The 13,816-nt window shown below is 64.1% G+C and carries 12 protein-coding genes; 6 read left to right on the plus strand and 6 right to left on the minus strand.

The genetic code is table 11. The annotated features are described in order from the left end of the window. Positions 1-34: 34 nt before the first annotated feature. Together LB523_RS24320 and LB523_RS24325 are read right to left on the minus strand one after the other, a co-directional pair. On the minus strand, positions 35-634 hold the full coding sequence (locus tag LB523_RS24320) for a sulfotransferase family protein (protein WP_224607727.1): 600 nt from the start codon (positions 632-634) through the stop codon (positions 35-37). A gap of 34 nt (positions 635-668) precedes the next feature. Further along, on the minus strand, positions 669-1,568 hold the full coding sequence (locus tag LB523_RS24325; RefSeq protein WP_224607730.1) for a VOC family protein: 900 nt from the start codon (positions 1,566-1,568) through the stop codon (positions 669-671). Between the two features lie 145 nt (positions 1,569-1,713). On the opposite strand from LB523_RS24325, the gene LB523_RS24330 reads away from it, so the two are divergent. Together LB523_RS24330 and LB523_RS24335 are read left to right on the plus strand one after the other, a co-directional pair. Beyond that, on the plus strand, positions 1,714-2,013 hold the full coding sequence (locus LB523_RS24330) for a hypothetical protein (protein ID WP_095768322.1): 300 nt from the start codon (positions 1,714-1,716) through the stop codon (positions 2,011-2,013). Positions 2,014-2,562: 549 nt separating this feature from the next. Beyond that, positions 2,563-4,158: an alpha/beta fold hydrolase gene (locus tag LB523_RS24335; protein WP_224607733.1), complete on the plus strand. Its 1,596-nt coding sequence runs from the start codon at positions 2,563-2,565 to the stop codon at positions 4,156-4,158. A gap of 88 nt (positions 4,159-4,246) precedes the next feature. Here the strand turns inward: LB523_RS24335 and LB523_RS24340 are convergent, their stop codons facing one another. Together LB523_RS24340 and LB523_RS24345 are read right to left on the minus strand one after the other, a co-directional pair. Then, positions 4,247-5,077, minus strand: coding sequence for an aldo/keto reductase (locus LB523_RS24340; RefSeq protein WP_224607736.1), 831 nt, complete (start codon positions 5,075-5,077; stop codon positions 4,247-4,249). Positions 5,078-5,222: 145 nt separating this feature from the next. Then, a complete protein-coding gene (locus LB523_RS24345; RefSeq protein WP_224607909.1) occupies positions 5,223-5,819 on the minus strand; it encodes a TetR/AcrR family transcriptional regulator in 597 nt (198 codons plus the stop codon). A gap of 580 nt (positions 5,820-6,399) precedes the next feature. Between LB523_RS24345 and LB523_RS24350 the strand changes: the two genes are divergently transcribed. Genes LB523_RS24350 through LB523_RS24360 form a run of 3 tightly spaced genes read left to right on the plus strand, consistent with a single transcriptional unit; the run spans position 6,400 to position 10,123 of the window. Then, positions 6,400-6,852 (plus strand): (2Fe-2S)-binding protein, encoded by a 453-nt coding sequence (locus LB523_RS24350; protein WP_318011996.1) that lies wholly within the window; start codon positions 6,400-6,402, stop codon positions 6,850-6,852. Continuing rightward, on the plus strand, positions 6,849-7,832 hold the full coding sequence (locus tag LB523_RS24355; RefSeq protein WP_224607739.1) for an FAD binding domain-containing protein: 984 nt from the start codon (positions 6,849-6,851) through the stop codon (positions 7,830-7,832). Before LB523_RS24350 ends, LB523_RS24355 begins: the two co-directional genes overlap by 4 nt. After that, positions 7,829-10,123 carry a xanthine dehydrogenase family protein molybdopterin-binding subunit gene (locus LB523_RS24360; RefSeq protein ID WP_224607742.1) on the plus strand — a complete coding sequence of 765 codons (2,295 nt, stop codon included), beginning with the start codon at positions 7,829-7,831 and terminating at the stop codon, positions 10,121-10,123. The genes LB523_RS24355 and LB523_RS24360 overlap by 4 nt, the downstream gene beginning before the upstream one ends. A 161-nt stretch (positions 10,124-10,284) precedes the next feature. Here the strand turns inward: LB523_RS24360 and LB523_RS24365 are convergent, their stop codons facing one another. Continuing rightward, positions 10,285-10,974 (minus strand): outer membrane protein, encoded by a 690-nt coding sequence (locus tag LB523_RS24365; protein WP_095768316.1) that lies wholly within the window; start codon positions 10,972-10,974, stop codon positions 10,285-10,287. Between the two features lie 251 nt (positions 10,975-11,225). After that, entirely contained in the window at positions 11,226-12,398 is a 1,173-nt protein-coding gene (locus LB523_RS24370) for a helix-turn-helix transcriptional regulator (RefSeq protein WP_224529526.1), read from the minus strand. 256 nt (positions 12,399-12,654) lie between these two features. On the opposite strand from LB523_RS24370, the gene LB523_RS24375 reads away from it, so the two are divergent. After that, the gene (locus tag LB523_RS24375) at positions 12,655-13,617 is read left to right on the plus strand and encodes an AraC family transcriptional regulator (protein WP_224607746.1); all 963 of its coding nucleotides are present in this window, start codon (positions 12,655-12,657) and stop codon (positions 13,615-13,617) included. The last annotated feature ends 199 nt before the right edge of the window (positions 13,618-13,816 follow it).

Genomic DNA, 13,816 nt, shown 5'->3' on the forward strand with positions numbered 1-13,816 from the left:
ACTCCCCTACTCCCCTACTCCCCTACTCCCTCACCTACAGCGACAGCGCCGTCCGAAACTCCTGGGTCGAATTGCGGGCGGGATAGGGCTCGTCCGGCACCGGGACGCCAAGGTGGGCGCAAAGCGGTGCCCAGCCGTCGCCGAGCTTGTGGATCAGCAGGCGCTCGGCCGGCACGGTGGTGAGCACCGCCTCGACATTGGCCTCGTAAACGGCAATTGCATGCGCGCGGTCCTGCGGGCGGCCGCCGAAGACCTGTTTCGAGACGAGGGCGACGCCGAGCGACTCTTGATCTTCGCTGTTGGCAATGGCGGGCAGAATCGTCTTGGCAAAACTCTCCCACCAGCTTTCAGGCGAGCGCCAGGTCAGGATGACGCGCGCCTGGGGATAGATTTCGATCAGCTCGCGCCAGTAATGCGCCGAGGGCCAGTCGACGCAGGATCTATAACCGGCAAAGAGCCTGTCCCAGTCGGGCGCGGCGCCCTTGGCCAGCGCCCGCCAGAGCAGCTTCTGCTCCTCATGCGCCATCACCTCCCACATATGATGGCAAGGGCCGAAACCCAGCATGGTCAGCGCCTCGCGCATCGAATCCGTCCCGGTCCGGCCGAAGCCGGTTCCAATTACCTTGAGCGACATTTCCCCTCCTCCTCCCGTCTTCAAGCGGCTGCGATCAATCTCCCTGTACCACGAGCCGCAGGCGGTTGCCTTCCGGATCGGCGGTCGAGACAACGCGACCGTCCCTTTTCACCGGTATGTCGGCCGCTTCGAGCCTGCGCGCCACGGCGGCGAGCTCCTGCGCGGAGCCAAGCTCGATGGTGAAATGGTCGAGGCCGGCTGCACCCGGCGGCGGCTCGCGCAGCTCGTCGCGCGCCCAGATGTTGAAGGCCACCATATGGGCGCGGCGCTCCGTGCCGCAGTCGAACATGCCGAAGGTCCGGGATTGGATATGCGGCCGGAAGCCGAGCACGCCGAGATAGAATTTCATCAGCATCTCGGGCGCGCGGGCGCGCAAATGGATGTGGCCGATAAAGGCATCCTGCGCCATCTTCGGCTCGATATAGCCGGAGTTGCCGAGGTCGCGCAGCAGGCCCGATACGTCCAGCGGCTCGAGCCCCGAATGCGCGCTGCCGTCGGTGGCAATCAGCGTCACGCGGCCATTGGGCGACACTTCGCGGCGCAGCAAGCGCTCCGGCGTGTCGAAGCAGATCTCGATGCCGTTACCGGAGGGGTCGGAGACATAGAGCGATTCCGAAACCAGGTGATCCTGGGCGCTGAACCGTAGGCCAGATGCCTTGAGGCGGGCGGCTGTATGCGCGAGATCGCGGCGACTGGTGATATGGATGGCGACATGGAAGAGATCGCGCGACTTCTGCGGCAGCGGTGCCTCCGCGCCGGCATGGAGCACGATCAGCGTCCGGCCGCCGGCGCCAAGCTCCGCCATGGTGGCGTCCTCGCCAAGCAGCGCCAACCCAAGCGCGTCGCGCCAGACATTCAGGGCCGCCGGCACGTCGGTCACCTTGAGATGGACCGGCCCGAGACGGGTCACCGGAGACAGCAATCCATTATCCATCGTCGTCTGTCCGATTGCGGCCAATGACATATTAGCTTCGAATGAATTGCCTGTCGCGCTTCAAGTTCGGGTTGACCCCTTCCCGGCGGACGGCGACTATTGCGACGGCCGGTTTTCTGGAATTGGTTCAGCAGGAGGAGATCGCATGGACGAGACCGAACAGTGGCGCAACATGGCGAGCGCGCCGCGGGACGGCAGCCGCATCCTGGTGACGGTGCGTTCCTCCGAGCAGGGACCGGCCGAGGTCGACATGGCCTACTGGTCGCGCGCCGACCAGTTCGGCGAGGAAGGCTGGCGGGCGTCGGACTCCTCGCCCGGCCGCATCGTCGAATATGCAGAACCGGAACTCAGATGCTGGATGCCGCTGCCGACCGCAGGACGCGGGACGATGCCCAGCCCGTGGGAGGGAGATGACGTGCCGTTGGTGGACGGGGAGGGAATTTAAGGTCAAGCCCGCCGTGGCTCGGAAGGCCGGCTTTCAAAGCCGAAACGAGGCGGGTCCTCGCCCGGCACGCCGGCGAGAGAGCGCTGCACGGGCCGACGCTGCCACGGCAAGAAGCCTGCTCACGAGCACTGGTAGACTTATCCCGGGAGCGCCGGGAAACCGTTGAGCTAACTGCTGCTCCAAGTACCGCGCCTGGGCGATGTCGTGACGAAAGATTGCGGGTGGGCCTTGGAGCCGGTAGAAACCGTCATCTTGGCGGAAGGGCCAGTCGGTCGGGCTGAATGGCAGCATTGAGGTTCTCCCACGTTTCAGGTTCGGCCAACTCTCTGGCGCGACCGTGATAAAGCTGGAGAAGGCAGCGTGATCGAAACGTGAAAAAGACCGCTTGGGACAGATAGCGGTTGAATTACCAGGGGCGAAGCGAAAGAATTGCCATAATCGTGGCCGGGGCCGAACTCAATGAAAGGGCCTCATCTTTATCTTCTGGGCGGATTTGATCTCGCCGGTACTGGCGCGGCTGCTCCAACCTTGAGTCGCAAGGCACGGGCGATGATGGCCTATCTCGCCCTGCAAGCCGGACAGGCACAATCGCGCGAGAAGCTGGCCGCCCTGCTCTGGAGCCTGAATGGCGAAACCCAGGCCCGGATGAGCCTCAGGCAAGCCGTTTCGGCCATCCGAAAGGCCATGCGCAAGTGCGACAGCGGACGGTTTCTGACCGACGGCGTCAGTGTCGGCCTGCATCTGGACGAGATCGACTTCGATGTCGCCCGGTTCGAGACGCTTGCGACAGGATCGTCGCCCGAACACCTCGAGCAGGCACTTGCCGTCTACCGCGGCGACCTGCTCGACGGTCTTGGCGTGAAAGAGGAGCCGTTCGAAGATTGGCTTCGAATTGAACGCGAGCGGCTGAGAACGATCGCGGTTGCAGCGCTGGACAGGCTGGTGGCGCATTACAGCGCGTCGAAGGACCTTTCATCCTGTGCGCGGACGGCTGCGCGACTGCTCGCAATGGAGCCTCTGCGCGAAGATATCCACCGGGCATTGATGAGGGCCTATGCCGCGCAGGGCCGCATCAACCTTGCTCTTAAACAGTATGAGCTCTGCCGTGAGGCGCTGGAGAGAGATCTTGGGCTGCAGCCAGAATTGGAAACGCGCCAACTGTACGAGGCTCTGCGGACACGCCGGATGAGTTCATCGCCTCACTCAACACGTCCGGTTGCGGCCGCCGAGCCGGCGGCCGGTTCGGGGGCAAATGCCGGTGGGAGCCTTTCCGGCGGCGAGCCGATGCCACCGACCACCCACTACGTCAAATCGGCAGGAATCAACATCGCCTATCAGGTGACCGGCGAAGGGCCGATTGACCTCATATACGTGCCCGGCTGGGTTTCCAATCTCGACCTTGCCTGGGGCTCGCCGCGCTTCGCGCATGTGCTCAAGCGGCTCGGCACCTTTTCACGCCTGGTCCGATTCGACAAACGCGGCACCGGTCTATCCGACCGCAATGTCGGCCTGCCGACGCTGGAAGAGCGCATGGAGGATGTGCGTGCGGTGCTGGACGCAGTCGGCTCCACCCGAGCGGTGCTGTTCGGCAGCTCGGAGGGCGGTCCGATGTGCATGCTTTTCGCCGCCACCTATCCCGAGCGTACGTCCGCGCTGGTGCTTAACGGAACCTACGCCAAGGGCACTTGGTCAAAAGAGTATCCCTGGGCCAGAACTGTGGCGCAGGTGGACGACGACATAGCGGCCGTCGAGAGACAATGGGGCAAGCCAGCCGACATGAGCAACGCAGCGCCGAGCCTGACCGAAAACATGGTCGAACGCGAATGGTTCGCCGCCTATCTCAGGAATTCGGCCTCGCCCGCCGATGCAATCGCGCTCTGGCGCTGGGGTACCGAAGTCGACGTTCGCGACATCCTGCCGGCGATCCGCGTGCCGACGCTGATCGTGCAGAGGACGGGCGATCGCTGGGTGCGCCCCGAGGAAGGGCGTTACTTGGCAACCCACATCCAAGGCGCCAGATACGTCGAGCTGGCCGGCAGAGACCACGTGATCTGGGGTGAAGATTGCGACAGTCTGGTTGACGAGATACGAAGCTTCGTCACCGGATCGACATCCCGAAAGACCGTCTCTGCGCTCACCGGATGAGCGGCGGCATGTCGTCGGCAGAACTGCTCATTTCCCCATTCGTGGGAAGATTGGCGGTTCCGACGCCGCGCCAAAAGGGGTGCAGCCCTCAGAACAAGAACGCCGCCGTGGCCGGATCGGGTCCCGTCCGGCCGTCGGCCGAATCCAGACCGTGAACGGTCTGCATGTCGTCCGCGTCCAGCTCGAAGCCGAAGACGTCGAAATTGCCGGCGATGCGCTCCCGGTGGATCGACTTCGGAATGACGACCAGCCCTTCCTGCAGGTGCCAGCGGATGATGATCTGCGCCACCGACTTGCCGTGCTTCTTCGCGATCTTCTCCAGCGTCGGATCGGCCAGCAGCCGGCCGCTGCCCAGCGGGCTCCAGCTCTCGATACGGATGTTGTGCCTGGCGTGAAAATCGCGCTTGTCACGCTGCTGGAAGCGCGGATGCAATTCGATCTGGTTGACGACCGGCGTCACGCCGGTCTCGCCGATGATGCGCTCCAGATGGTCCTGGTTGAAGTTCGAGACGCCGACAGACTTGATACGGCCGGCCTTCCGCAGTTCGACCAGCGTCTTCCAGGCCTCGACATATTTGTTCTGGCTGGGCACCGGCCAGTGGATGAGGAAAAGGTCGATCTGGTCAATGCCGAGCTTCTGCATCGTATCGTCGAAGGCGCGCAGCGCCGCGTCACGCTGATGCGCGCCGTTGCGCAGCTTGGAGGTAATGAACAGCTCCGCGCGCGGGACGCCGGCAGCACGGATCGCCTCGCCGACGCCTTCCTCGTTGCGATAACCCTCGGCGGTGTCGATCAGCCGGTAGCCGGCCTCGATGCCCCAGCGCACAACCTTGGCCGTGATCTCCGGATCGACCTGCCAGACGCCCAGCCCGATCTGCGGGATGGTGGCGCCGTCGTTCAATTTGAGCTGTTCGGGCATGGGAGGTTCCTTTTGGAAGGGAGGGTGGTGCCGCCTATGTAGGCCACGGGTCGGGGAATGCCAGTCAGGGAAAGGTTGGCGAGACAGCAATCCCTCTGTCCTGCCGGACATCTCCCCACGAGGGGAGATTAGCAGCTGCGGAGGCTCAGCCCCTCGCCCCGAACCGCAGCCCATCCATCAAGAGCTTCACCAGCCGCCCCGACCGCTCGCGCCAGTCTGGCGTGTTCGGTGCCGAGTAGATGCCGCCCAGCGCATGCATCACATCGGAGGCGTCGACGTCGGCGCGGATTTTTCCCGAGGCGGCGGCGGCCTCGATCAGGCTTCGCATGGCGCCCGAGACGCGGCCGGACGTGTCGGAGAACAGCGTCGAGTTGGTGGTGAGCAACAGGCGCAGGCTGGTGGCGAGGCCGCGCTTGGTGGCGATGTAGTCGACGAAGCGCTGCATCCAGAGCTCCAGTGCGACATCGGCAGTGTGCTGCCGGGCGAGTTCCTCGGCGGCGTGGCAAAGTCCTTCCACCTCGCGGCGATAGACGACCTCGACCAGATGCTCGCGGGTTGGAAAATGGCGGTAGAGCGTGCCGATGCCGACCCCTGCCCGCCTGGCGATCTCCTCCAGCGAGGCGTCGACGCCATCGGTGGCGAAAGCCTGCGCCGCCACCTCGACCAGCCTGTCGCGGTTGCGTTGCGCATCGGCGCGCAGCGGCTTTGGCGCATGCGCGTCGCGCTTCGCTTCAGCGGTCATTTCCTGGTCAGGCACTTTTTTCTCCACCGAACGCAATATGGGGTTGAACCATGACCGGCCAGACCCCACGTAAATAAACGGAGGCGCCTCCGCTTTGGTGGAGTGCTTTTATCATATAACCAGGGGAAGCGGTATGTCACGTAGAGAAGGACGGGAAACGCACCCTGGTTGGTGGAGCGCGGCGATGAGGCTGCTGATCTCCCCCCTTGCGGGGTCCGGCAGGACAGAGGGGGGTGCTGTCCCGCCAACGTCTCGGCAAGTGACAGGCGCTTCCTTCCTGGCGCTATCTAGCGGATCGCAGAAACGGCAAACGCCCCGTTCCGTCACACCCCCCTCTGCCCTGCCGGGCATCTCCCCCGCAAGGGGGGAGATTAGTCTCCCCGCCGACGGCGCCTTCCTCAAACGTTGCCCTTGCCCCTCCCCTGCCAAGTCCCATTTCCATCCCTAGCGTCCAGCAATCGGAGCCCGACGCCCCATGACCAGCCAGACCATCATCGATCCTCCCGAAGACGGCCATTTCAGGAACGGTCTTGCCGCCAACGGTTCAACCCTTAGTCCCACCACGCTTTCACTCCACCTCATCATCAATGGCCAAGCCCACGCGCTGGAAATCGAACCGCGCGTGACGCTCCTCGATGCGCTGCGCGAACGGCTCCACCTCACCGGCACCAAGAAAGGCTGCGACCAGGGTCAGTGCGGCGCCTGCACCGTGCACGTCGACGGCGAGCGCGTGCTGGCCTGCCTGACGCTCGCGGCCCAAGTCGAAGGGCGCTCGATCACCACTATCGAGGGCCTTGCCGGCGAGGACGGCACGCTGCATGCCGTGCAGGCCGCCTTCCTAGAACAGGATGCCTTCCAGTGCGGTTATTGCACGCCGGGACAGATCATGTCGGCGGTGGCCTGCATCCGCGAGGGCCATGCCGGTTCCGACGATGAGATCCGTGAATACATGGCCGGCAATCTGTGCCGCTGCGGCGCCTATCCGCACATCGTCGCCGCCGTCCGCCAAGCCGCACAGGAGCTGCGCTCGTGAGAGATTTTTCCTATATACGCGCCGACAGCGTCGAGGCCGCGCGCAACGCCGCCGCTCTTCCCGGCGCCATGCTGCTTGCAGGCGGCACCACGCTCATCGACCTCGCCAAATGCGGCGTCGCCGAACCCTCGACCGTCATCGACATCAGCCACATCGAAGGGCTCAACGCCATCGATGTCACCGCCGACCGCGCCGTGATCGGCGCGCTGGCCAGGATGAGCCATGTCGCCGACCATACTTCCGTGAAGAGTTGCTTCCCGGCCGTATCGGAAGCCCTGTGGCAGGCGGCCTCGGCGCAGTTGCGCAATATGGCGACCATCGGCGGCAACCTGATGCAGCGCACGCGCTGCCCCTATTTCCGCGATCCGCAAAACTTCCCGGCCTGCAACAAGCGCGCGCCCGGCAGCGGCTGCTCGGCGATCGGCGGCGCGACGCGCGGCCATGCGGTACTCGGCGTGAGCGAGGCCTGCATCGCCACCTATCCGGGCGATCTCGCCGTGGCACTCGTCGCCTTCGACGCCGAGGTCGATCTCGGCGGGCGCAAGCTGAAGGTCGAGGACTTCTTCCTTGCGCCGGGCGCCACCGCCGAGCAGGAGCACGACATCCGCCCCGGTGAAGTGATCACCGCAGTAGAGATCCCAGGCTCGGCCGCGGCCAGACGCTCGACCTACATCAAGGTGCGCGACCGCCAGTCCTATGAGTTCGCGGCGGCAAGCGCGGCGGTCGGACTGGAGCTTGAAGGCGACGGCCGCATCATCCGCGACATCCGCGTCGCGCTTGGCGGCGTCGCCACGAAACCGTGGCGGGCGCGCGCCGTCGAAGAGGCGCTGAAAGGCAAGCCGCTCGACGATGCCACGATCCGCAAGGCGAGCGAGCTCGCCATGGAGGGCGCCGTCGATCATGGCGCCAACCACTACAAGATCGCGCTGGCGCCGCGCGTGATCGCGCGCGCCATCCTCAAATTGGGAGAGACGGCATGACCGTTCATGACATGAAACACGCCGCGTCCGACAGCGCGCGTCTCGAAGCGGTCGGCGGGCGGCTGTCGCGCGTCGACGGCCCGGCCAAGATCACGGGCGCAGCGAAATATGCCTTCGAGCAGCAGCTCGAAGGGCTGACGCATGCGGTGCTGGTCGGCGCAACGATTGCCGCCGGCAAGGTGACGGCGATCGACGCCCGCGCGGCCGAGACCGCGCCCGGCGTGCTCGCCGTGCTGACGCCCGACACCATCATGGAATTGAGGGGCGCATCGGACTGGCTCGGCAACCCGCCGTCGCAGCCGACCTACGCGCCGCTCGTGCGCGAGGTCACCTTTTCCGGCCAGCATATCGCGGCGGTGGTGGCCGAGACATTCGAGCAGGCGGTCGCTGCCGCGGCGCTGGTCAAGGTGTGGTATGACGAGAGGCCGGCCATCGTCGACCTGAGCGACGGCAAGGCGGGCGACGGCATCCCGATCGACGCCATGACCAAGGAATGGGGCGACGCTGAAGCCGCCTTCGCCGAAGCGCCTGTGCGCATCTGCGCGGCCTACAACACGCCGCGCGAATTCCAAGCCGCGATGGAGCCGCATGGGCTGATCGCGCGCTGGGAGGGCGACGAGCTGACCATCTGGGAGCCCAGCCAATGGCTCGACGGCATGGCGCGCACCTATGCCGAGTGGTTCGGCCTGCCGTTCGAGAATGTGCGGCTGATCTCGCCCTACATCGGCGGCGGCTTCGGCTCCAAAGCGCTGGCGCTGGCGCACAGCGCGGTGGCGGCGGCTGCCGCCAGGATGCTCGACCGGCCGGTGAAGCTGGTGCTCACCCGCCCGCAGAATTTTACGTCCTATGGCGGTCGCGCGGCGACGCGTCAGACCATTGCGATCGGCGCCGACAGGGATGGTAAAATCCAGTCGATCGTGCATCGCGGCGTCAACGAGACAGCGGTCGACGGCATGTGGGTTGAGCCGCTCGGGTCGGTCACCTCGATCATGTATGCCACGCCCAACTTCTCCTCGAAGCAGAATGTCGTGCGGGTCAATACGGTGGTGCCGGGCGCAAAACGCGCGCCGGGCGAGAACCCGAGCGCCTTCGGCATCGAAAGCGCCATCGACGAGCTTGCCTATGAGCTCGGTATCGATCCGCTGGAGATGCGGCTGATCAATTATGCCGTGCAGGACCCGCATGCGAAGAAGGCGTGGTCGACACGCCAGTTGCGCGAGGCCTTTGCCGCCGGCGCGGAAGCGTTCGGCTGGGCGAAGCGCAGCAACGCGCCGCGCTCGATGCGCGACGGCCGCCAGCTCATCGGCTGGGGTGTCGCGGCGGGCACCTATCCGGTGCGACGCGCGCATGGCGAGGCGGTGGTGAAGCTGCTTTCCGACGGTTCGGTCGAAGTCGAAAGCTCGTCCATCGACATGGGCCAAGGCACTTACACGATCCTGGCGCAGACCGCGGCCGAGACGCTTGGCGTGCCGGTGGAGCGGGTGTCGGTGAAGCTCGGCGACTCGCATTTCGCCCGCGCCGGCGTCACCGGCGGCTCGCGACTTGCCGGCGTCATGACCGGCGCCGTCCACAAGGCGGCAGGCCAGGCGCTGGACGAGTTGATCGGGCTGGCGCTTTCCGACCCGCGCTCGCCGTTCCAGAAGCTGCAGGCGAACACGCTGCAAGTGAGGGATGGCCGCATCGCCTCGCCGCGCGGCGAAGGGCCGGACCTGTCGATCGCTGACTTCATGATGGCGATCGGCCGCGACCAAATCGAAGCCAAGGGCGACACGCTGCCGGCCAGCACGACGCCGGAAGAGCGCTACAAGAACTACACCACTATAGCCATGTCGATCCCGCACACCGAGGGCGACTATTCGCGCCATTCCTGGTGCGCGCATTTCGTCGAGGTGCGCGTCGACGAGGATTTCGGCACGGTGCGCGTGTCACGCGTGGTGTCGGCGCTGGATTCGGGCCGGCTCTACAACCCGAAGCTGGCGGAGAGCCAGTGGAAGGGCGGCATCATCATGGGCATCGGCCAGGCGCTGCTCGAGGAAGGCATCGTCGATCGTCGCCACGGCCGCATCGTCAACGGCAATTTCGCCGACTACATGCTGCCGACCAATGCCGATATCCCAGACATCCAGACCATCTCGGTCGGCATCCCCGACCCGCACTCCTCCGCCCTTGGGGGCAAGGGCGTGGGCGAACTGGCAATCGTCGGCATCGCGCCGGCGATTGCCAACGCAGTGTTCCACGCGACAGGGAAAAGGGTGCGGGATCTGCCGATCACGCTGGAGAAGCTGATCTGAGGTCGACGCCAGGGACGGCCTCCGCCCTGGCCGGCGGCACGTGTCGCGCCGACGGGCCGAGCGCGCGTCGTCATCGTCTCGGCCCGCGCCGGCGGACGTGAATGCCTTTACGACACGAGCAAAACCCCGGCGCGAGGCCGGGGTTTGTTCGGTCTGTCAGATCAGAACTTGTAGCTGAGGCCGACCCGCAGATCGTGCGTCTTGAGATCGATGTTCGCAACCGTGCCAGGACCGAACAGCGGCACCGAAACATCCTTTTTGCCGAAGTCGGAGTAGCGATATTCGACGCGCGCGATCCACCTGTCGGTGAAAGCGTGCTCGACGCCGGCTCCAACCGTCCAGCCAAGATGGGTTTCGTCGTGGATCGGTATTGAACCGCTGGTGGCGATCACAGTCATTTCATACTTGGCCGCGGCCACGCCCGCGGTGATGTAAGGCAAGGTCCGATCGAAAGCGTAGCCGGCCCGCAGCCGCGCCGAACCCGACCACTTGAGTTCGGTCTTGAGCAACGCACCGGCACCGGTGAAGGTCCCCACCCCATCCACATTGCTGTAAGCAATGTCCGCCTCGGCGCCGAGCACGAAGCGGTTCGCCATTTCCTGATCGAAGCCGATATGGATGCCGCCAATGAACCCATCCGGGTCGAGGGGCGCGTTAACGTCGGCACCCCCAGGGCCAGCGTCGGCGATGAAGAGATTGGACTTTCCGGCGACGTAGCCGAAGTGAGCGCCAGCATAGAGGCCGGACCAGTCGTAGTCGGCGGCAACGGGCAAGGTTTCATTGATGTCCGCCGCCGACGCGATGCCGACAGGCGCCAGAATGAAGGCTGTGGCGAGAAGAACCGTTTTCACTGTTTGCTACCCCAATGTTGCTTCCCCAGCCGCGAAATGCTCGGCGGCGATCCGGGTGTCGTCGAGGTTTTGCATTGTTCGCCAGCGGCGTCTTGGGCTGGACCGCACCTGAATTGTCCTGGAGAGCGCCGCAACGCTTTCCCGGTCGGTGTGGCCATACAGCCTCAGTCGATTGCCGGTCTGGACGCAGCGATTGGGTGTGAGTCTACCTGGCACCGCCCGGCGCCGACGAGGAATTCGGCGCGGTCAGCTCAGCGGCGGGCGGCAGCCTGATCAGTTACGAAAGGCATGCCTATGTCCGAAATCAGTTTGACGAGATCTGCTTGGCGCCTCGTGCCGGTCTTGGCGAATATCCGGTTGAGATGGGTCTTCAACGTGTTTTCACTGATGCCGAGCAACGAGGCGCTCCTGGACGCGGGCAATCCGCTGCCGATCCGCAGGAGGACCCGTGCCTCCGCGGGAGTAAGATCGAACAGCGTCGTGAGAACGGCCTCCGGCAGCGGAGAAGAGGACGTCGTGGTCGATACGAAGACGGCAGCGCAGGCGGGCCGGAAAGCCGCGCGCGCAGTTCCTTCGGTCAGCGGCAACACATAGGCTACGGCGGGCGGTTGACCCGGCGCTGAAACGGGCAGCCCTATGCCGCGAGAGCCAAGCGAAGCATCTGCGCCGGCAGCGCTTGCTAATGCTTCCGCCAAAGCGCGGGCGACCACGGGGTTCTGCGGTTGGAGCAGGCCCTTCCTGGAAAGAATGGGACCCTGCCCGGAAAACATCCGGTCGGCAGCCCCATTCGCATGGAGGATTGCTCCGTCGGCGCCGGCAAAAACGATAGGCACGGCGAGATGGTCGAGCGCTTCGCGATAGAAATTGGCGGTAATGCGGGTCTGATCGAGCAGATCTCCAATCAGGGAAGCGCGACGCAGATGCGGCGAGAGCAATGCCAGGAACCGCTGCTCTTCAACGGTTATGATACCCCTGTTGGCACGCGTGGTGCAGCCCATGAGACCAATCCGGTCCGGCGTGTGAACGAATTTGGTGATGCAAGCCTCGCGCAATCCCTGCGGTCCGGCCCAATTCTGGAAGAACGGCGTTTGCTGGAGCTCGGCCTCGCTCATATGCGACAGCGTCGCAACAGGCGTGTCGATGTCGCCAACGACCGCGGCCTTCAATCCAGGAATTTCGTCAAAGTCATAATCTTCCTGGAGCGCGCGCATTTGCACCGGATCCCAAGCTGATTGAGCCGCGAAACGGCCCTGATTGTCAGCGGTGCTGGCCAGCGCGACAGTGGTATAGGCAGCGTCGACAGCTTCGGTGACCCGGGTCATCACTCCGGTCCAGCCTTCCGGATTCAAAACGCAATCATAAATTTCACCGATAATCGAATAAAGGACTTCGCTGCCCAGCCTCTCCACCACGCCCCCTGACATGCCCTGCCCCGCATGAGGGATGAGCGAAAAAAGATGAATACAGCAACAAATTGACAGCCGCCCGGCGCAAAAACGCCGATCCGTCTGGAAGGATTTCGCGACGTCATACTTTGGGGTGACGCCACGCCTGGATGAACTCGATTAAGGGTCTAATGCGATCGGTCGAACGCCGAGCGATCAATGTCGCTTGTTATTCCCGGATTGGAAAGCATCGCGTTCGACAATTTTTGAAGCTGTAGCTTTTCGAGGTGTTCGATTGTCGCGAAAGACGGTGTTTTCATCGGCTCTGTTGCCCTCGCATCTCAATGAACGCGATCGGTTTTCCCTCTGGCAGGATATCCATGTCGCGGAGATATGGTCGGTTGAATACGGCATATCCGCAGACCTGCCTTTCGAGGCGGCGATAGAAGCCACGGCTGTCGGATCACTGGTTCTCGGCCAGATGTCCGGAACGATCAGGCATGCAACGAGGAAAGCAAGCAACATTGGCGACGACGGCAATGACGGATATCTCCTTCTGATCAATAAGGCCGACACCGTTTTGACCGGGGCGCAGGTCGGCCGCGAGTACGGCGTCGGCAAGGGAGAAGCGGTCCTGGTCACGGCATCGGAAGCACTGAAGATGGTCGGTGCCGACCGGAATGTGTGGTCGAACGTGGTGGTCCCACGCGCCGTCCTCGTACAGGCCTTCCCACAGATCGATGACAGGCTGGCGTTGAAGATCGATGCCGACAACGAGGCTCTCGATCTTCTCAAGCGTTATTCCCAACTTCTCGAGACCGGCCCGCCCCTCGTCTCGGCCGACCTCAGCATGCACGCAACGGACGTGATCGTCGATCTGATCGGTCTGGTGACGGGCGCGAAAGGTGAGGCTGCCGAATTGGCCGGCCTGCGCGGCCTGCGAGCGGCTAGGCTGCGGGCGGTCCTGGCCAACATCGCAGACAATTTCGCCCATCCTGGCATCTCCGCGCAGGGCGTCGCAAAGGAACTCCGTCTGTCGACGCGCTATATTCACGACATCCTCCAGGAGACGGGTATCAGCTTCTCCGAGCGTGTGCTCGAGCTGCGCTTGCAAAGCGCACATAAGATGCTCGCCCAAAGACACAATGACGGTATGCGGGTCAGCGAAATTGCGATGATGAGCGGTTTCAGCGACGTGTCCTACTTCAATCGCTGCTTCCGCCGTCGCTTCGGCTACACGCCAACAAGTGCCAGATAGATGCGGACGGCTCCGGCAATGGCCAGGCGACGCGATTCAGGTTCCCTCTGCGCCGAGGCAATAGGCGACGCTGACGCGATCGATGATGCAGAACCACCACGACGCGCAGAAAGTCCATGGCACTTCTCTTCAGTCCAATTCCGGTGCTGTCCCGCCCAAGACAGTATCCTGGCTCCAATGACATATCGACCTCAGGGCG

This window comes from Mesorhizobium sp. ESP-6-4 (assembly GCF_020164735.1).
Lineage (GTDB): Bacteria > Pseudomonadota > Alphaproteobacteria > Rhizobiales > Rhizobiaceae > Mesorhizobium.

Coding starts and splice junctions, on each gene's coding strand:
- LB523_RS24335 (WP_224607733.1), top strand. CDS start 2,563: ATGATGGCCTATCTCGCCCTGCAAGCCGGACAGGCACAATCGCGCGAG.
- LB523_RS24360 (WP_224607742.1), top strand. CDS start 7,829: ATGACCGTTCATGACATGAAACACGCCGCGTCCGACAGCGCGCGTCTC.
- LB523_RS24330 (WP_095768322.1), top strand. CDS start 1,714: ATGGACGAGACCGAACAGTGGCGCAACATGGCGAGCGCGCCGCGGGAC.
- LB523_RS24320 (WP_224607727.1), bottom strand. CDS start 634: ATGTCGCTCAAGGTAATTGGAACCGGCTTCGGCCGGACCGGGACGGAT.
- LB523_RS24345 (WP_224607909.1), bottom strand. CDS start 5,819: ATGACCGCTGAAGCGAAGCGCGACGCGCATGCGCCAAAGCCGCTGCGC.
- LB523_RS24370 (WP_224529526.1), bottom strand. CDS start 12,398: ATGTCAGGGGGCGTGGTGGAGAGGCTGGGCAGCGAAGTCCTTTATTCG.
- LB523_RS24340 (WP_224607736.1), bottom strand. CDS start 5,077: ATGCCCGAACAGCTCAAATTGAACGACGGCGCCACCATCCCGCAGATC.
- LB523_RS24325 (WP_224607730.1), bottom strand. CDS start 1,568: ATGGATAATGGATTGCTGTCTCCGGTGACCCGTCTCGGGCCGGTCCAT.